The sequence below is a fragment of the Agrobacterium sp. GW821-FHT14E08 genome, assembly GCF_058803865.1.
Genome location: NZ_JBXAPJ010000008.1, coordinates 133,885 through 152,121, shown reverse-complemented (window position 1 = coordinate 152,121; position 18,237 = coordinate 133,885). Strand labels below are relative to the sequence as shown.

The 18,237-nt window shown below is 55.5% G+C and carries 18 protein-coding genes and 3 pseudogenes; 10 read left to right on the top strand and 11 right to left on the bottom strand.

All coding sequences use genetic code 11. From position 1 onward, the window contains the following. Positions 1-58 precede the first annotated feature (58 nt). Together AC1ROR_RS23205 and AC1ROR_RS23200 are read right to left on the bottom strand one after the other, a co-directional pair. Complete coding sequence (locus AC1ROR_RS23205; RefSeq protein ID WP_498590890.1) at positions 59-1,168, bottom strand: alpha/beta hydrolase; 1,110 nt, start codon at positions 1,166-1,168, stop codon at positions 59-61. A 195-nt stretch (positions 1,169-1,363) separates the two neighbouring features. Next, positions 1,364-1,687: a hypothetical protein gene (locus AC1ROR_RS23200; RefSeq protein WP_142174889.1), complete on the bottom strand. Its 324-nt coding sequence runs from the start codon at positions 1,685-1,687 to the stop codon at positions 1,364-1,366. Between the two features lie 1,718 nt (positions 1,688-3,405). Here AC1ROR_RS23200 and AC1ROR_RS23195 point away from each other — a divergent pair. Both AC1ROR_RS23195 and AC1ROR_RS23190 read left to right on the top strand, forming a co-directional pair. After that, positions 3,406-4,785, top strand: a complete 1,380-nt coding sequence (locus AC1ROR_RS23195) for an enoyl ACP reductase FabMG family protein (protein WP_035228440.1) — start codon at positions 3,406-3,408, stop codon at positions 4,783-4,785. Between the two features lie 574 nt (positions 4,786-5,359). Continuing rightward, positions 5,360-5,443 (top strand): annotated as a pseudogene (locus AC1ROR_RS23190) (IS21-like element helper ATPase IstB); the annotation flags it as partial. Between the two features lie 103 nt (positions 5,444-5,546). On the opposite strand, the gene AC1ROR_RS23185 reads toward AC1ROR_RS23190, so the two are convergent. From AC1ROR_RS23185 to AC1ROR_RS23170, 4 genes are all read right to left on the bottom strand, one after another. Further along, on the bottom strand, positions 5,547-6,356 hold the full coding sequence (locus tag AC1ROR_RS23185; RefSeq protein WP_498590878.1) for a transglutaminase-like domain-containing protein: 810 nt from the start codon (positions 6,354-6,356) through the stop codon (positions 5,547-5,549). 132 nt (positions 6,357-6,488) lie between these two features. Next, positions 6,489-6,713: a hypothetical protein gene (locus tag AC1ROR_RS23180; RefSeq protein WP_003499608.1), complete on the bottom strand. Its 225-nt coding sequence runs from the start codon at positions 6,711-6,713 to the stop codon at positions 6,489-6,491. A 129-nt stretch (positions 6,714-6,842) separates the two neighbouring features. Further along, complete coding sequence (locus AC1ROR_RS23175; protein ID WP_035228436.1) at positions 6,843-7,052, bottom strand: cold-shock protein; 210 nt, start codon at positions 7,050-7,052, stop codon at positions 6,843-6,845. Between the two features lie 191 nt (positions 7,053-7,243). Continuing rightward, complete coding sequence (locus AC1ROR_RS23170; protein WP_498590877.1) at positions 7,244-7,489, bottom strand: hypothetical protein; 246 nt, start codon at positions 7,487-7,489, stop codon at positions 7,244-7,246. A gap of 114 nt (positions 7,490-7,603) precedes the next feature. Between AC1ROR_RS23170 and AC1ROR_RS23165 the strand changes: the two genes are divergently transcribed. After that, positions 7,604-7,897 carry a hypothetical protein gene (locus tag AC1ROR_RS23165; protein WP_498590876.1) on the top strand — a complete coding sequence of 98 codons (294 nt, stop codon included), beginning with the start codon at positions 7,604-7,606 and terminating at the stop codon, positions 7,895-7,897. Further along, positions 7,894-8,163, top strand: a complete 270-nt coding sequence (locus AC1ROR_RS23160; RefSeq protein WP_262513765.1) for a DUF1488 family protein — start codon at positions 7,894-7,896, stop codon at positions 8,161-8,163. The genes AC1ROR_RS23165 and AC1ROR_RS23160 overlap by 4 nt, the downstream gene beginning before the upstream one ends. Positions 8,164-8,213: 50 nt before the next feature. Here AC1ROR_RS23160 and AC1ROR_RS23155 read toward each other — a convergent pair. Continuing rightward, positions 8,214-8,621 (bottom strand): annotated as a pseudogene (locus tag AC1ROR_RS23155) (catalase); the annotation flags it as partial. A 200-nt stretch (positions 8,622-8,821) separates the two neighbouring features. Further along, positions 8,822-9,049, bottom strand: coding sequence for a hypothetical protein (locus AC1ROR_RS23150; RefSeq protein ID WP_498590875.1), 228 nt, complete (start codon positions 9,047-9,049; stop codon positions 8,822-8,824). Here AC1ROR_RS23150 and AC1ROR_RS23145 point away from each other — a divergent pair. The 6 genes and pseudogenes from AC1ROR_RS23145 to AC1ROR_RS23120 all read left to right on the top strand — a co-directional run bounded on the left by AC1ROR_RS23145 (position 9,048) and on the right by AC1ROR_RS23120 (position 14,429). Next, positions 9,048-9,365, top strand: a complete 318-nt coding sequence (locus tag AC1ROR_RS23145; RefSeq protein ID WP_262513767.1) for a PepSY domain-containing protein — start codon at positions 9,048-9,050, stop codon at positions 9,363-9,365. The two genes, AC1ROR_RS23150 and AC1ROR_RS23145, sit on opposite strands and share 2 nt — an antisense overlap. Before the next feature lie 21 nt (positions 9,366-9,386). Beyond that, positions 9,387-9,980, top strand: coding sequence for a general stress protein (locus AC1ROR_RS23140; protein WP_035228422.1), 594 nt, complete (start codon positions 9,387-9,389; stop codon positions 9,978-9,980). Between the two features lie 478 nt (positions 9,981-10,458). Further along, entirely contained in the window at positions 10,459-10,926 is a 468-nt protein-coding gene (locus AC1ROR_RS23135; protein ID WP_498590889.1) for a pyridoxamine 5'-phosphate oxidase family protein, read from the top strand. A 114-nt stretch (positions 10,927-11,040) separates the two neighbouring features. Further along, complete coding sequence (locus tag AC1ROR_RS23130; RefSeq protein WP_498590888.1) at positions 11,041-11,664, top strand: hypothetical protein; 624 nt, start codon at positions 11,041-11,043, stop codon at positions 11,662-11,664. A gap of 276 nt (positions 11,665-11,940) precedes the next feature. After that, a pseudogene (locus tag AC1ROR_RS23125) lies at positions 11,941-12,162 on the top strand (MgtC/SapB family protein); the annotation flags it as partial. A 962-nt stretch (positions 12,163-13,124) separates the two neighbouring features. Then, positions 13,125-14,429, top strand: coding sequence for a lipoprotein-releasing ABC transporter permease subunit (locus AC1ROR_RS23120; RefSeq protein WP_498590874.1), 1,305 nt, complete (start codon positions 13,125-13,127; stop codon positions 14,427-14,429). A 494-nt stretch (positions 14,430-14,923) separates the two neighbouring features. Here AC1ROR_RS23120 and AC1ROR_RS23115 read toward each other — a convergent pair whose 3' ends face one another. The 3 genes from AC1ROR_RS23115 to AC1ROR_RS23105 are packed head-to-tail and all read right to left on the bottom strand — an operon-like array spanning position 14,924 to position 18,035. Further along, complete coding sequence (locus AC1ROR_RS23115) at positions 14,924-15,802, bottom strand: efflux RND transporter periplasmic adaptor subunit (protein WP_035225440.1); 879 nt, start codon at positions 15,800-15,802, stop codon at positions 14,924-14,926. After that, positions 15,799-16,008 (bottom strand): DUF1656 domain-containing protein, encoded by a 210-nt coding sequence (locus tag AC1ROR_RS23110; protein WP_035225439.1) that lies wholly within the window; start codon positions 16,006-16,008, stop codon positions 15,799-15,801. Before AC1ROR_RS23110 ends, AC1ROR_RS23115 begins: the two co-directional genes overlap by 4 nt. Next, a complete protein-coding gene (locus tag AC1ROR_RS23105; RefSeq protein WP_498590873.1) occupies positions 16,005-18,035 on the bottom strand; it encodes an FUSC family protein in 2,031 nt (676 codons plus the stop codon). Before AC1ROR_RS23105 ends, AC1ROR_RS23110 begins: the two co-directional genes overlap by 4 nt. Between the last annotated feature and the right edge of the window lie 202 nt (positions 18,036-18,237).

Below are 18,237 nucleotides of genomic sequence, written 5' to 3'. Positions count from 1 at the left end.
AAGATGATTGACCGCGTCCGCTAACGTCTTCCCGAGCGAAAACGCCAAAAAACTGAAATCAATGCTCAGGATTAACAATTTTGCTCGCGAGATGAAATGGGCTAGAAAGGGTCGCTCCAATTGTATCAAATACGAATGCTCCCGCTCGCCCAAACCCCGACCCTTGCCCACCGGTACTTTCTTCCAACTGCGGCAGCAGGGCGGCTAGTGCCGTGTAGCGGTCATGGTTGAGCAGGCCCGACGCTTTCACGTCAGAAATATCAATGAATTGTACGCCGTAGCGCAAGGCAACTAGCTGGACGGAAGGGTTCTCGACATCCAGTGCCCCAATCCGTTTAACATCAGCGCCCAGTATGGATGAAATCTTGAGAGCACGGTCATCTTTTGAAACCATGACCGTTAGGGGCGGCTCAAGCCGCCCAACGACCTCGACCTGTTTACGAAACACGTCGGCGTCGATATCTGGAGCCGCCAGAACGACCTGAAGTTTGGCAATGACGTCGTTTCGTCCCTGGAACCGCAATTGGCGCAAGGCTTCCATGATAAGCCATCCCCCCATGCTGTGACCAAACACAATAATCTTTCGCTTCGGGGATTGTAGGGCGAGGTTAGCCATGACTTTCGCGAGTGCATCGCGTGAATAAGCCGCGGACTGCTTGTCTGCAATGTATCCCGTGACTTTTGCCTGCGAGGGCCACGAAAACACCACCGGTATGCCATCGATATCCGCATCGGCGGCCATTTGTGCTCCCCGGAATAAGGCTTCCTGGTAGCTGTGATTGTAGCCGTGCACGAAAAGGCCTATCTGCCTGCCTGACTTGGCGATCCGGCCAAGATCGGTATTGAATGTTTCCTCGCTGAGCATGTTGGCGCCTGTCACGACAAAGTCTGTCTTGGGATTTGGCTTGCCGCTCGCCCACTCGATTTTCCCCTTTTGGTGCGTAGGTGGAATGGAAATATCGAATTGGGCATAGTTAGCTCTCGCTGCGCGATCCGTTCCGAAGCCTTTACCCCGATCGCTTTCTTGGCGTGTACTTGCCACATAGGCGGTTACCGTTTTCGCACCATATGCTTTTGTATCCATCGGTTGCAAAACGTCTGAGCCCGGTCTGCGTGCGCACGAGGACAGTGTGATGAGAGCTAGAACGAGTGAAGCTAACACGCGCATGAAGGTTATATACGCCAAGAAAACAGTGTCCTAATTTGGTTGCACTTGGTGCCGTCCATCGACCAATACGTTTTAAAACTGCGCAATCTTGCGCGCTTGCTCCTATCGCGCTGCAGTATTGCAATTGTCCGCGAGACAAAGGGAGCCGCTTCACGTTGAGGAATTCCAACACCAAAAATCGATTCCGACCGATTTCTATTGTACTGCAAGAACCAAGATCGCTCCGAGGAGAGTACCGATTAATGCGGCGACAACCTTCAGCAATAAAACCGTTACAGTTGCCCGCCGAGGTGCAATAAACAATTTGATCAACTCCAGTATTACTGCGCCAAGCACCATAAACATCGCTACAACGCGTCGATTATTTGGGTATGCTAAAATAAACAGCGTAGAAGCCACGGCGAGGAGAGCAGCGCTAAATGCTATCTGGTTATTGCAGTGTCGGCGCTCGCGGCCCGGCAACCAGAGTGCGGTGATGATAGCAACAACTAGTGACGTCCACGCCAAAACATCGATCAATTCGCCTCCAGAGATTCCTGAACATACCAAGCCACTTATTCTATTGATAAACCACTCGGTCGCCGGACAATATGGCCAACGCACTCACGGCACAAAGATGTGAGGCAGTCATTTTTTGCCAAATGGACTGCCAATCCAGCCATGGATTGCTCGGTGACTTCTCCGTGACTTGCCCCTTTTTGTGGGTAGGGTTCATTCTGGCCGGGTGACGCAAGTTTCATTTGGTAGGCGCGCCTCAAGGTTTTGTCGACGCCTACTCCGAGATCAGAAATCTCTTCGGCCCAACCCTGTGAAGAACACAGCCATCCACTTCGACCTGTAATTCCTCAGGCCACTCGCGCTTCAAAAGGACCTGGCCGGAGTAGCCTTACCATAACTCAGACCATGTCGTATTTCCTACCAGCCCGATTAGCGTTACATCGCCAATTGAACGAAGCGGAAGTCGTCTCTTGGCTGACACTATGTAGAAGTGGGCGTTGCCGTCTGTCGGAAGTTCTGAATCACCCCTTCTAGAGGTTTACGAGCGCGACATTTCCGTCACGTTTCACACCGTCGTGGAATGGGCAGTGGAATTCGGTCTGAGGGCCGCTCATCAACTCCAACAGTCACCGTTATCATAGCAGGCCTCGCGAATGCCAGCCAATCAGGATGCCCAAGAAAAGGCCGACAAACGCCGCGGCCGAAATCGTGACATATCCCGCAAAAAGAAAACCCACCAGCAACCCAGAGATCGAGAATATTAACCCGAGGTAAAACACCGGAGTTGTCTGGACAGAACGTTCATCATCTCTAGTTGACATTTTAGCATCCCCTAATGTCGGGCAAAGTCAGCGAGATAAAGAAAATTTGCTAGATCCATGTGCGCCACCTGTTTGAACTTTGATAGCCACTTGACCACTGTCAGGACACGCGTCGATCCGGAAACCAATCTAGGCCTACGAAAGTCTAGATTTATCAGTCCGGTCAACTAAGACGCGAGGCATTCTGGCTAAAACCAGACCGCTTGCTACTCGTGAATATAGACCCACGCCGGTGTCGTAAGGCGTATACTGGCACCCGCGGCAGTCACGGCGGCTAAGCAATTCCCGTCAACAAAACTTGACCGTACAAAACCCAGCCGCCAATAATTATATTCTAGACGGGTATAGCGGTCCAATAATAGGCAATACAGCCGACATATTCGGCCAATCGTCAGGCGATTACTGCCACGCGTTTCAGATATATTTTCGGGTGATCTCAGGTTAACTTGTGTTGAAAGCCTCGCGGCTATTTCGTCCTCATGAGCAAGAGCCCAACGTCGTCGTTTTTTTCGCCTGCGGATATCGCTCGCGCGGTTCGACTGTATTTTCGATTTACGTTGAGCCCGCGATTGGCCCACGAAAAGCTTTTAGAACAATTGATCGTGGTTTCCTGCGATCCAATGCTGGGCAAAGAACTCCGGCATGGACTATGCAGCTCAGTTGTGTCGGAAGCTGCCAAATCAGAATGATCTCTGGCATCTGGACGAGGTAGTCGTAATCATCGTTTTGGTATCGGTGCGCCTGTCTCCAACGGCTTTGGCATTTCGCTGCAGTGCAAGAACAACAGGGGATTGATTTCACGTTTTGAAATGAACGGTCACCGAAAATGAGTTCCCATCCGGCGACTATGCGGTCATGTCTTTATCACAGGTCGTGTGAGCCATTGCTCTACGATACGCGAGGCAAAGAGTTGACAGTATGGAAAATCCGATTGCACTGAATAGTCTTTCCGAAAACACGGTCTTCCGTAAGGGCGATGTTTTCGTACTGTTCGGCGAACTATTCGGCCGCGGATACGCCACCGGCTTACTTGACGAAGCCAGACGGGCTGGAATGGAGATTGTGGGGATCACCGTCGGGCGGCGCGACGAGAACAACGCGCTCCGGCCGCTTGACGCCGAGGAACTGTCTTCGGCGGAGGCCCAACTGGGCGGCAGGATTATCAACATACCTCTTATGGCGGGTTTCGATCTCGATGCGCCCGCAGACGGTCCAACTCCCACCGATCTCCTGGCAAAGATGACGCTGGAGAGCTGGGAACACGACAAGCTCGACTGGGACTATGTCGGGCAATGCCGCGACATCGCTACTGTGCGTTTTACGGAGTCGCTTTCAAGGGTCATGACCGTTCTAGACGGAATGATTAGCGCTGGCCGCAATGTTTTCTTCGCCCACACAATGGCTGGGGGCATTCCGAAGGCGAAGGTATTCCTGGTCGTCGCCAATCGAATCTACAAGGGAACTGGCGCCCGCCACATGTCATCGCAGACCCTGCTCGACAGTGACATGGGAAAGCTCATTCTGCAGAATTTTGACGATGTCTCCGCAAACACCTTTCGCCATCTCATTGATTTCAGCACGGCGATCCGCGAGCGCGTCGAAGCTTCGGGCGGACAAGTGCGATATACGGCCTATGGCTATCATGGATCGGCGGTCCTGATCGATGGGAGCTATCGTTGGCAGACCTATACCAACTACACCCAGGGATATGCGAAGATGCGGCTCGAAGGCATTGCAGAGGAAGCCTGGGCGACCGGGATCAAGGCAACTGTCTATAACTGTCCCGAAATTCGGACCAACTCGTCCGATGTGTTCACGGGTATCGAACTGCCCCTCATACCGCTGCTGCTTGCGTTGAAGAAAGAAAACGGTGGCCAATGGGCAGACGAACAGTGGCAGGCCTGCCAGCAGCTTCTGGCCGATGGCTTAACCATGAAGGATGTTTTCCGGAAGATCGCCGCCATGCAGGCCAGCGAGGTCATGCGCCCGTTCTATGTCTTTTCGGCTTGGCCCATGGCGAACAGTCAGGCACAGGCCGATCTGACCATTGGCACGTCAAACGAGATCACCCAGATGCATCGGGATGGCAAGGTGATGATCAGCGACCTCCTGAGCGGTCTCGTTGTGAAAGCAACCGGGCAGCTAATTTTTGGCGAATCTTCCGAACCCTCCGGTCCCGTCCTTTGGCTCAACCACGATATCGTGGCTCGGCGACTTAACACTTCCCACCCGCATTCGGAGTCTTCTGCGCCGCTTATCGCGCAGGGAATGGAATCCTCACACCTTGAGGTGGCGTGACGGCTTCCCAACTTAGCTTGGAAGCTGGGTGCTTTGGCCATGGAGCGACAAATTTTGTGACAAGAACGCTCCTTCTTCCCAGCCGTCTGACGGACACCGAGATGCCCCCGAAGGGATGCGTTCGTTAGTTTTGCCCACTTCGTCGATGTGAGCTTGCCCTCGAAGTTTCCTTCTAGCAGCCGGTTTAGGACCTTGGCTTGTCGCGGATCAAGATCGCGTGCGGCATGCGTTTGCCAGAAATCATTCTTTAGCATGACATGGTCGAGGATCAGCAGCGCGTCTCCGACAGCATTGCCCAATCGATCCAGAAACCACTCGATCCAGCTCGTGGTGTCGAGAGCTTCCTTGCTTGTGATTAATTGCAGGGCTTCGTAGTAGCCGATGCGCGATCTCTCGATCGCGGCGAAAAAGGCCGTTCAGGCGGAGGTCTCGCCTACGGCTATGAGGTATCCAATGATGGTGAAGGCGGTGCCGGCGGCCGCTGCATTAACGAGCGGCAGGCGATTATCATTCGCCGAATCTTTACAGCCTTTGCTAGGGGAGAGACGCCTAGCGCCATTGCGGCTGCGCTGACCAGCTCAGCATCGCCAAATTGCCTTTGGCAAAAGACGACGACGACTTCGACTTCGCCGACACGCGCGTCAATGAATCCCTGGTGCTCTGCTGCTCTTTCGCTCTAGGGCGACAGGATGTTTCGTTTATCGCCCGCAGCGGTGCCATGGCAAAAAAGGCAGGCGCGAACCTTCACGCTTTACCGGTCGTTATCCAGCCAATTCTTCTGTAACCACCTCGAACCGCTTCAAGACGGCCGGCCCGAAAGCGGTGGACAGAGCGACGTCTGTGGCATCGCGTCCTGTCGCCATCAATACCCGTCCGATGCGCGGCATGTTGTGACGGGCATCGACCGTATACCAGCGGCCGCTGAGATAGACTTCGAACCAGGCGCTGAAATCCATCGGGTTGGGGTCTGTCGGCACGCCGATATCGCCGAGATAACCGGTGCAATAGCGGGCGGGGATATTCATGCAGCGGCAGAGGGTGATCGCAAGATGCGCGAAATCGCGGCAAACGCCGGTCCTGTCGTTGAACCCGCCATAAGCCGTCCTCAGCGGATCGGCTTTCTCGTAGTTGAAGACAATATGGGAATGGACAAAGTCGACGACCGCCTGAACACGGCGCCAGCCGAGTGGTGTCGCCGCGAAGTTTTTCCAGGCAAAGTCCGCCAGCCGGTCGGTGTCGCAATAGCGGCTACCCAGCAGGAACACCAAAACATCGTCTGGTAAATCCTTGATATCGTGCTGGAAAGCGTTTTCGGGAACGGGATCCGGCAGACCGCTGTCATATATGTCGAAGCGCGTGGAGATCGTCGTCAGTCCGGGCGGTGCAGATATGCGGCTGCAGGCATTGCCGAAGATGTCCAGATAACCCCAGGCCTCGACCGGCCGGTCGAAGGTCAAGACCTGTTCGGTGAGCAAATCCGCGCGCCGGCCGGGATGGATGTTGAGAACCAGCAGCATCGCCGTCTCATTCTCGCACTCATAAGCAATATCGAACCCGGCGCGTATCTTCATGCAGCACTATCCCTGAAAGAGCCATCGTCATGTCCTTCAGGATGCAACGCTTTCATGCTCGCGACGTTCCGGCCGGTGGTCAGGTTTTCCAGGCAGGTCTTGTGCGGACGGCGATGACGGCGCGGATATCGATCAACGTGCGCGGGCGCGTTTGGCGAGCAGAGCGGATGTTGCCGCGGTACGATCAGACAATTCCTTCGCAAGACGGGCTTCCCGAAGGCGCAGGGTCTTTGCATCGCGGGATTGCGCAATGGAATCGAGCTCCTCAAGCGCTTTTTCCTTTGCGAAGAACGGTGTCTGGATATGGCTGAAGGCGAGCTCGGCCTTCTGGCGGGAAATACTGTATTTTTCTGTCATGGGTGTTCCGATGATGATGCCCGGAGAGCGAGCGAAAAACAAAAGGCCAGGCAATTTGCCTGGCCTTGATTGGGTTGGCGTGCTTCCGGCAGTGCCAGTACATCCGTGGTCAAAGGGAAGCACAGACCCTTAGGCAGCCTGCAGATTGCAGGCCGACATTTTGCCCGACTTGTTGTCGCGCTCGAGCTCGAAGCCGATCTTCTGACCTTCGACGAGTTCGCGCATGCCGGCGCGCTCAACAGCGGAGATGTGGACGAACGCATCGGCGTCGCCATTGTCAGGCTGAATGAAGCCGAAGCCCTTGGTGGAATTGAACCATTTAACTGTGCCAGTGGTCATGATGAACCCTTTCATAGCAATAGAGAAACCACAGCACTCATGCGCTGCGGATGATGATAGCGATTTTGAAAGGAAAGGTTCGTTCAGAACGCGGTGCCAAGCGCGTGACAAGCAAAGCTAAGCAAGCAAATTCGACTGCCCCTTATATCCTGCCTCTGCCGGGATGTCAACTACTGGTTTTTGACGATATTTCATCTCGTCACAAAGTTGTGTTCTCCTTGGATGGCGTGTGACCGTCCATCGCCTTGTTTTCCGCGCAATCCGGGCGCATGGTCAGGCTTCGTCATGCTGGCCGCATGGCGCTGCGGTGTCAGAGAGGCGCCGTCTTCTTTTCTTCGTCCGGTTGCAAATGTTGGCGCAAGCGCTGCGGTGTCATTTTTGACGATGCCGCGAAGTTTTACCCATTGCGAGAGGCGCGTGCCGGTAGCGGCGATCATACACCATCAGCCATTTCTTTATGCCTCCGCGTAACGTTCGTCCGGCGGAACATGGCAATAGCGGCGTAGAATGAAACGGGCTCCACGCGGACGAAATCCGCGTACGAGTTCCATATGAAAGGCAACACCATGGAAACGTGTAACGAACACCGGCGCCAGGCGCTGAGGATAGAGATCTGGGAGAACGAAGGCGGCGCTCCCGTCTCCGATACGCTCGAGACCCAATATGGAAGACGGATCGAGAGGGATAAGAGCTGGACGATATACCATGTCTTCACCGGCGTGCCGGTGCGCATCGGCGTCCGCAGGCTGACCCGTCTCAGCATAGCGGAAGCGACCGACGGCATGCTGTCCCTCAACCGGCGTAACGCCCTGCGCAGGAAAGAACGCAAGGGGAGCAAGTCATGACGCTCGCTTTCCCCAACGCGGCCCGCAGTTTTGACGAGGGGCGTAAAGCGGTTCGCTTTTTCGGCCATGACGGCATGTTCGAGATCCGGTTTCTTGTCGAGGCCGAAGCGCTCGCCAGGGGCCGGGGACACGCCATGAGCATGTCGGAAGCCCAGTGCCTTTCCTCTTTCGACGCGATGCGCACGGCCATCTATGCCGCGGCACAGAAGGTCTACGCCAAATCGCGTCGCAATATGAATATCCTGACAGCCTCCGACCTCGGCTAACCTGTCGGATATTCCTTTCCCGAAGGTGCCTGCGCCACCAGGCGCGGCATCGAGAAGCGGACGAAGGCCGGGGTCTTTTCGCACGCGCGCTGCAGGAGATCCGCCCTGGTATAGGCCGAAAAGGATTCGTAGGTCTCGAAGAAGCCGTGCGCGCCGTAACCGCGTGCATGCACCACGCGCTCGGGAATGCGCTCGTGGTCGAAGTGGAAGATTTTCTCCCGGAAATGGAAATCATCCACGACAAGCGGCCCGCGCGCGCCGATCCGCAGAGAATTCTGGTCGTCGGCAACCGGCCCGCCCTGGGCGGTCGTCAGCACAGGCGCGTCTGCTTCGGCCGTCTGGTGCAGCTCGCCGCCGGCGCCGCGCTCCAGCTTCTGGTCGTGAATAGTGACGGTCTGCGTCTTGTCTTGCGGTGATTTGCTGTTGGTGGTCTTGGTGCTGTTGGTGGTCCTGGCCATGGTGTGGCTCCTGAACTGGAATGGGCCTATCGAGGCCCGGAAATGAAAAAGCCGCCCTGAAAGGCGGCCCGAACAGAGTGGGCGGCTCACGCCATTTTCGGCTGGGCCTTCAGTGTCTGGTTTGCGGAAAAGCCGATGTCCTCGAGCCCGTCAGGCAACACGTCATGCAATGTCTTTTCCGCAGCCATCCGGGAATCCGATCAAATTTTGAGTGCTGGACTTGGAGAACCCTCGAACCGTGGCGACGTTCCTGCGGCGGCAAAATAATTTTCATCCTGCGGCAAAGCCTGCCCGCGCACCACGTCGGCAAGCCATTCACCGTCACGCAAACGCCATCCAATTCTATTTGCAGAGCGGCGGAACCTTGCGGCTAGCATAGTGTTTGCTGTGGGAGCCTGCTCGAAAGGCTGCAACGAGGAAAAAATCATGAAAAAACTTCTCTTGGCCGCAGCGCTTGTCGGCGCGTCGACGCTTGCCGCCTTCGCACAGACCACACCCGCCCCGGCAACCGATGGGAAAACGCCCGCCGTGGCCACACCCGAGACCAAGAATCCCACAGCGCCTGTCGAAGGCGCAAACAGTTTTACCGAGGAACAGGCGAAAACACGCCTCACGGAGGCCGGATATACCGATGTCACCGGCCTTGTGAAGGATGAAAAGGGTATCTGGCAGGCCAAGGCCTCGAAAGATGGCAAGCCGGTAAGCCTGGCGCTCGACTATCAGGGCAACATTGTCGCTAACTAATTCACTCTTCAGGAGAATCCTATGAAGACCGTTACAGGACTTTTCGACGACTACTCCGATGCCAGCGCGGCTGTCAGCGCGCTCGAAGAACGCGGTGTGCCGTCCTCGGATATCAGCATCGTGTCGAACAATGCAGATGAACGCCACGGCAAGTCTACAAACGCCGCTGAAGGCGCCGGCACGGGTGCCGGCATCGGCGCCGCCGTCGGTGGCGTGGGCGGTCTGCTCACCGGCCTTGGCATCATGGCAATTCCCGGCGTCGGGCCGGTGGTTGCCGCAGGCTGGCTTGCCGCAACAGCGGCGGGGGCAGTAGCCGGTGCCGTGGCAGGCGGTGCCGCCGGCGGGCTTATCGGCGCGCTGACGGAGTCCGGCGTGCCGGAAGACCATGCCCATGTCTATGCGGAAGGCGTGCGCCGCGGCGGCACGCTGGTAACCGCGAAAGTGGAAGACAGCCTTTACGCGGACGCGCAGGATATCCTGCGCCAGTCCAACTGGGTCGATCCCGATCAGCGCCGTGAGGCCTATGCCAAAGAGGGCTGGTCACGTTTTGACGACACGCTGGATCCTTATGAACCAGCTGAAATCGAACAGGAGCGTCTGCGCTACAGACGCTAGACCTCGCAACGAAGATAGGCCGGCATCTGCCGGCCTATCTTTTCAAATCCAAGGGGTAGACGAGAGTGCCGGTCATTGCAACAGCGCTCTCCGCAGACAGCAGGCGAGGGCGGCCGTAAAACACGGCTCAAAAGCCTTCTGAAACGTATCATAAACTTGGCGAGCAGTTCAGAGGAAGACCGGCACGCCACGATCTCTTTGGGCAAACCGCCTAGCCCCGAGCTTTGTTCCCGTGGTGAATGTTTGTCGGCTTCAACGAGAGTAACGAGAACGCAAATCGAGGGCGCTCAACCGGCTATGGGAGCGCCATCATCAAACACAACAGACAACGCACAACAGCGATGGCTGACAGGCAGCCGGCAATGTGCGTGGTCGACATATGCTGGAGATCCCGGTGGCCGGTTTTGAAAGGTCCGGAAGACGCGGAACCAATGCGGTTCAGGCCGGTTCTATTCACCTGCAATCGGAGGAGGTTTCGATGACAAGCACGATGAGTATGGAAGACCTGTCGAAGAAGCTGGGCAACATCGATTTCTGCATGTTCAACACCCATGCGCCGGACAGGATTGCCAGCCGGCCAATGAGCAACAATGGTGATGTGGAATATGATGGCGACTCCTGGTTCTTCTCATACGACAATACAAAGAAGGTCAGCGATATCATTGGTGAAGCCGGGGTTACGCTGACATTTACCGCGTCCCCCAGCATTCTTGGCAAGCCTGGGATTTTCATCGCCGTCCATGGTGAAGCGAGCTTGATCCGAGACAAGGTGCAATTTGAGCAGCACTGGGTCAAGGATCTCGAGCGCTGGTTTCCCGAAGGAATCGATACCATCGGCCTAATCCTGATCAAGGTCGCGGCCCGCACGATCGAGTATTGGGACGGTGAGGACAATGGACGGATAGAAATGACCACAGTCGATGCAGTCGAAGGACATAAAGTATGAGCGGCTGCGGCGTGAGCATCAGCGAGAAGAAGACACCGGAAAACGCTCATGCAATCGGCGCGGAGGCAATCGTATATGGTTGCGATCTGCTCCGGCTATATCCATCTATCGACCATGAAAAAGAAACCTGAAGACAATGGGCCTGAACTCATCAAGACGTGGTCACTTCCCACATCTATAACGCTCGGATCGGCGGTCCGTGCCAAAGGAATCCTCCAGGAAATCCGAGCCCGGCTTCCTACGCCAGTTCGCAAGGCGCTTGATCTCGATGCCGCCACCCTGACGCTGGCGATGCCCGAGACTTCGAGAGCGATGTTCCGCGCGACATCAGCATCGATTTCAGAAATTCTCGCAAGCATCGAAACTCTCCTGGTGATCCCGCGGGAGATCGAGGACATCCTGACGATCTCCACCTCAGAACGACGCCGCTGGTTGGAGGATGGTCGCCTTCCCTCAGCAGGCACGCGTACCGTGAAGCTGCGCGGACGTGCCCGTCAGATCACGTTCCATGTGTTCGATCCTGCCGTGGTCGTGGACATACTCGACCGCGGTGCCGTCGATGAATGGCGCCAGGACGATATCGCAATGACGGCAGAGAAACGTCGACAATCAGCTATGAAGGCGAAGCTAACCAAAACGCTTCATATTGGCACGAAGAAGCCGACTCGGAAAGATGGATCGAACCCGTCCCCGTTGCGCGGATGGGACGAGTTCGATGCAGATGGCTTTCTGAGGTAGGTGGAGGCTCATGTTCCGCTATGGCCCCTTTGCGCAGATATGGGTGAAAGAGGGGCAAATTGGCGCTGCACGTTGCACGAATTAACTCTCGCGCGTCGGTCTAAGGATCGTAGCTTGGACCGACGTGGCGACGACGAAAACAATCATCCTTACGGGAAGGAACGGTTGCCTGACGGTTCAGGTAGCATCAGTCGAAAGAGGAGCGGACAAATTGCATAAGCTCTTAGGACTTCATTAGCCCCCGCAAAGCTCGTTATGGGCAAAGGGAGGAAGCACGTGATCGACTGGTTATTGTCCCACGGGGCTGAGGCCGATATCGTCGCGAACCTCCTGCCACTCCTGATCGCCTATCTCCTGGCGCTGCCGATCGGCTGGGACAGAGAACAGCATGAACGCAGCACGGGCCTGCGGACATTTCCTTTGGTTGCGATGGCTTCCTGCGGCTTCATCGAGGCGACCGAAACCGTTACAACTGGCAATCCGGAAGCAACTGCTCGGAACCGCTTGATAAGACGGAATGCCGTTGCTCGACTGACTTCGAGTTCGGCAGCAAGCAGCGCTATATCCCCGGAAGTTACATCGCCAGATCGACACTTCAGAAATCCTCGGATGGCCTCCGCGCGTCGACACGCCTCATCCCAAAGCGTTTTGCCAATCTCGTCAGGGAATTGATCATTCATACTGAAACACCGTCGATTTCGTCGACGATTGAATCTCACATTAAGTGTTAAGTCTCAAATTAAGTGCAAGGCTATCTTGTTGAAACTGTTGGGGCGGAATCTCACGATTGAATGCAAAAGGGCAACCGCTCGCGACACATATGATGGCGATCCGTTTGTCGATGGTCAATGGCTGGCGATCTACCTCTATCATCGGTTCTACCGGCTGCCAGCCGGCCGATTTCTATGCTGAAATTGTCAAAGCGATATGGTTTTCCAGATCATTTGATAAGAACAATAGCATTTGATCACAGGAATTTACGTGGTGGTACATTGGACTTGGAATGGCTCCACCCAACACAAAATTTAAAGCTGGGCCAATTTTTCGCAAGCGGAAAAGTTGCTGACCAAAGACGCTTGCAATGTTGCTGCAATCATTCCATTCGAACCTTGTTCCAGTAACCTCTATAAGGCCCTGTAACGCAATGTACGGATGGGTTGTGGGTTGGGCGGAGAAATGTGGGCACAAGCTTGTCTTGGCGCAGCTGATTGAGGAGAAGATGTCAGGTTCTGCTGTCAAGCGCGTTTTGGAGAGCGCCACCGCCAGCTTGTTCAAAGAACCAAGAGTGTTCTCAATGACCTGGAATTTACCTACTTTCCAGCTGGATTTCAGGAAAAGCGGCCAGTGCCCCAAGCGTAAAGTAATAGCATAATGACGGCGACATCCACCGCAAGTAACAAATGCAGCAGTCGCGCCGTCAAGCTGACCATCGAACTTCTGTCGTCTTTGGACAAAGCTTAATGACGCATTCCATTTCCACTGCTCGCAGAGATGCGGGGCGCGCTAAAGTTCTAAAGGGTGCCGGGCCATTTTCGACTTTCGAATGTATGGTGGCGTGGCGCTATCTTTGGACCAAACGCAAGCAAGCCAGCGCCTCAGTCATCGCTATCATTTCGTTTATTGGGATCATGCTGGGGGTTGCCACGCTGATCACTGTGATGGCGGTCATGAACGGCTTCCGTACGGAACTTCTAACGCGTATTCTCGGCATCAACGGGCACTTGCTAGTCGAACCGTTTGATGCTCCGCTGGTAGAATATGAATCCATCGCTAAGGGTATCAGTAGCATCGCCGGCATAAAATATGCGATCCCGCTAGTGGAAGGGCAAGTGCTGGCATCCCACTCGGGAGTCAGCACGGGGGCGATAGTGCGCGGTATTCGGGGTTTTGATCTTGGTAGGATCACGCTAGTCGCCAAGAACATCCGCGACGGCAATATTGCCGGTTTCGAGGCGAGTGAGGGTGTCATCATCGGCACACGTATGGCGCAGAACCTCAAGCTCCAGCTTGGCGATATGCTGACTATGGTTTTCCCTAGCAGTAATTTGGTGCAGTCGCAGAGCACGCTCTTGAAAGTTTATCCGGTGAGCGCGATTTTCGAAGTCGGGATGTCGCAATATGATGCATCGGTCATCTACATGCCAATCTTGGAAGCGCAGCAATCCTTCAAGGTAGAGCGCCAGGCGCAAATGATCGAAGTTTTCGTCGATAATCCGGACGCAGTGAATTCGCTATCCAAATCTATTGAGGCGGTTGTGCCACTGCGGATCAGGCAGACAGATTGGCGGCAACGCAATCAAACCTTTTTTGCCGCTCTTCAGGTTCAACGGAATGCGATGCTCATAATCCTGACACTGATTGTGGTCGTTGCCGCTCTCAACATCATATCTGGTCTCATCATGCTGGTTAGGGACAAGCGTCGGGAAATTGCTGTCTTACGTACCATTGGTGCCTCCCGTGGTTCGGTTATGCGCATCTTCATGATGACTGGCGCAATCCTCGGTGCGACCGGCACAATGGCCGGCGTAGCGTTGGGAATAGCCATCTGCCTACACATCGAGCGCCTCCGGCAATTCCTCTCTTGGGTAACGGGCACTGCGTTGTTCAATCCAGAACTCTATTTTCTTAGTGAGTTGCCCGCGCGTTTGGAATTGAGTGAAACCCTTTCGGTAGCGATGATGGCCCTTATTCTGTCCTTTCTAGCCACGCTTTACCCAGCCTGGCGCGCTGCAAGCCTTGATCCTATCGACGCGCTGAAGTCCTAGTATTGCGGGGAAAACGACGATTCTTTGAAGATCGGACCGAAATAAAAGACGGGTTGAACGCAATGTCATGCTGAACGGCATTGATCGTTAGCCGCATTTTCACAGCGATGCGCTTCTTTGGTCGTCCTGAGAGATCACATAGAATGCGGCATGTCGGCGATCCACGACGACAAAAGCTCATCCGCGCGCGGAGCTAGCTTTACCGTGCAGTCGCCGTTCGCATAAGCTCGCGCTGACGAAGCTGTATTTTGCATAATGCCGTTACCGCCCCTGGCGATCACGCCACCGCCCCGCCTCGGCCGCCACCGTGTCGGACAACTGTTGGGCGGAGGCGATTGCGGTGAAAAGCATTATGGCGAGAACAGCCTCATCAAGAGCGACCGGGTTGGTAGTCGCGTGCTTTGCGGGTTAACATGGTCCCAGACACCATGCTTTCGGAATGCCGCTCGTGCACCTCGATCTACTCATTCCGACGCACGGGACGGGTTTACACCTCAGTTGCCCCTCGGTTCAACAGAGACTGTTGCGGTCCTCCCCGCAATAAGGTTGACCGACTTCGGACCGTCGTCGATCTTAATCCGCACCGGAATCCTCTGGGCCAGACGGACCCATGAAAATGTTGGAGCAACGCTAGCTAGCGAGCCTGCAGTATCGCTTCGCTCGCGATCCTCAATCCCGGCGGCAACACCTGCGACATGGCCGATAATCGGTTGCTGTTCTCCCATGATCTCGATCTTCACGCGATCTCCGACGTGAATCCGCGGGAGTTTTGTTTCTTCAAAGTACCCCGCAACGTAGATGGCGTCACTTTCTATTAGCACCCCGACCGCATTTCCCGCGGAGACATAGGTGCCCCGACGTAAAGGGAAGTTCGTGATTTTGCCTGAGACTGGCGCTTTCACGGTTGTCCGGTCAAGGTTCAGCTTCGCCAGATCAAGGGCGACGAGTGCCGATTGGTAAGCAGCGTCTGCCTGGTACCGCAGGCTTTCTGCGTGCTGCCACTCCTTGAGGCTGGCGGCTTCTTTAGAGGCGAGCAGTTGATATCGTTCGAAGTCGATCTTCGCCAGATCCGCTGCGGCCTTACTGCTGCGCACTTGGGCCTCTGCCTGGCGCAGCGAGAGTTCGAAACGGTCTTTTTCGATCCGAAACAGGGGCATCCCTTTCTCGACTTGCACGTTGTCGGATACCAAAACCTCCGTGACGGGTCCCGACACATCTGGTGCCAGACGAACGATATCTGCCCGGATGTGAGCGTCGCGCGTCCACGGTGCCTCCATGTAGAAAGACCACAGGTGCCAGCTTAGAACCGCTGCGCAACATACCATGGATAAGGTCAACAGGGCTCTGCCCAAGGTGATGGTAAAATTTTTCATGTCTGCAACCAGTTGAGAACAGCGGAAAGCACGCCAAGGAGGGTGATATAAAGCGCGAGGTTGAACAGCGAGCGATGCCACACCGCTGAATAAAGCCCCATCCTGCCGAACACCGGTATGAGTACCCGGAGCAGACCGTATGCACACACCGCGAGCGCGGATAACCAAGGCAGAAAGACACCATAGAGATCGAATTGTCCGGTCACCTGGCGCTCCTATTCGATGGAGACGTTGTCGAAACCGGAGGATCCGTCTCCGGTGCAAGGCACAGACGAAGAGCGGCCGCGTGCACCATGAGTTCCGTGTCGGCGTCGGTTAAGGAAAGGTCCGCGGTTGAAAGCATAAAGGCATCCAGCATACCAAGTGCACGCTCCATGGCCTCGCCACGCCTGGCGGGTGTAATCCGATACAAGAGCTCCAGCGCCGAGAAGATGACTTCGGCCCGGACACAAACAGGTATCGAGGCTTCATCCGAACGTACCTGCATTGCCGTTATGTGCAGCCCCGCGCGCAGGTCCCTCATCAGGTCGGCATCGGAAGTGCCGGAGGTGGCGGGTAGTTTCGCCGCCCTGACTGCAAACATGCCTGCCACGTCGATGACGTGATGGCGCGTGACATGCGCGTCGGCATGCTGGCCCGCCGCGATCCCGGCGACATGCGCCTGTGTCACTGAGAAAAGCCTCCTGGCATTCGTCTCTGCTCTCACAGATCGAAAGATGCCGCACACCAAGATCGCCCAGACCATCCCAAGAACAGTCGCGGTACCCGAGTTTACAAACATTATGAAGTCGCTGCTCTGCTGTGCCTGAAGAGTAAGAAGAAGTGGAAAGTTTATACAAAGGCCCATGCCGACGATCGCAAGCGAAGGCACGGCAAGGCAAATCCCTGCAGGTATCAGGAAGAGGCCTAGTGCAGCGACAAGCGGCACAAAACCATCGATCAGCGGAAGGATCGCGAAGGCATAGACGGACGCAGCGATGACCGACCCGATGGTGACGTACACGAATTTGCGCATGGCTGGCACCGGATCGTCCATCGTCGCCAGAAGGCAGCAAAGTACGCCTGAAATCTGGGCAAATGCCATGCCGTCGGTCCACGTGCTGGCGATCCAGAAGGTGATTGATGTGGTGAGGCAGATCGCAACCGTCAGTGCCGAAAGCAACGCCATGGCGATGTCAGCGTGCTGGGCTGGGATGTTTTCCCGAGACGCGAAGCGGCCAACTGCCCTCGCTGCATTCTCTTCATTCAAAGCGTCTCGAAGCGACTGATACTCATGAGAAACTTGAGCAATATTCCGCAAGTTCCGCGAAACATTGGCAAGAAGAAGCTCTTCCCATGACCGAGGCGCTTCGAAAGAGGTTGGCGCATCCGTTTTGATCCCGAAGAATTTCGGGGAGCTTAACGATGTCGATCCGATCGCCGCAATCATCGACATGGCCTGCTCCGTGCCCGGAGTGCGGAGTCTGGCCAATGCCCTTCGCTGATCCTCGAGTTCGCTCAATAACGGAAGAATGGCGACCATGCGGTGCTGCAGTGACCTCACAAGTGAAACGGCAGATCGATATCTTGATCCGTCATATCGAAGGTGGACTGTGAACGACCGCAGGTCCGCCGCTTCTGCGGCCAAGGCGTATCGTTCCGCTCTGTTTCGGGCTTGATCCGCCTTGGCGGTTGCAGTTGCCGCAAGGAGCGCCTGCGCCCTTGCCATCCAAGCATCGATCCGCTCGAGCAGTGCTGTGCCGACATGGACTGGAAAAACAACGTGACTGACGATCGAGGCGCACAGGATTGCAAGTCCGATCTCCTCGACCCGCGCAACGACAGTGTCAAACGTGCTTGCGGGCGCCGTGACAAGTGGCAATCCTGCTAGAAGCACGGTGTATCCGGCCAGCAGGGAAACATAGCTGCGGGGTGTGCGATCAAGAAGGCTGATGAACGTGCATCCCGACGCCCACAAGATAATCGCTGCGGAAAGCAGTGGGGGTGAGTTCACGAGATTTGGGACCATGATGATGGTCGCGCCGCCCCCGATCAGTGTTCCTAGCAATCGATAGAACGATTTTGATGAGATGGCGCCCGAAAGGGGATGAGCAACGATGTAGACGGTTGAAACGGCCCAAAACGGTCGCGGCAGATCGAACCTTATTGCGAGGTAATAAGCAAGCATTGCCGCAAGGAATGTCTTCAATGAAAAGATCACGTTCCCGGGGGTGACAAAGGTTCGAACGCTCATACATCATCCACCGCGTGAGCGTCGACCTGCGTCGCGCCTCTGTCACCCATGGAGGTGGTCAGTCCGTAGAGTTCAGGCGAGACGTAGCAAAAAAACGGTGTCGCTAAGCATGCATGCATATAAGCATCAGACAGATCAGCGCTTGAAACGACCGACGGTGTCCGTGATCGGGGGGCAAACCAAACGCCAACTCTCTCAAGGA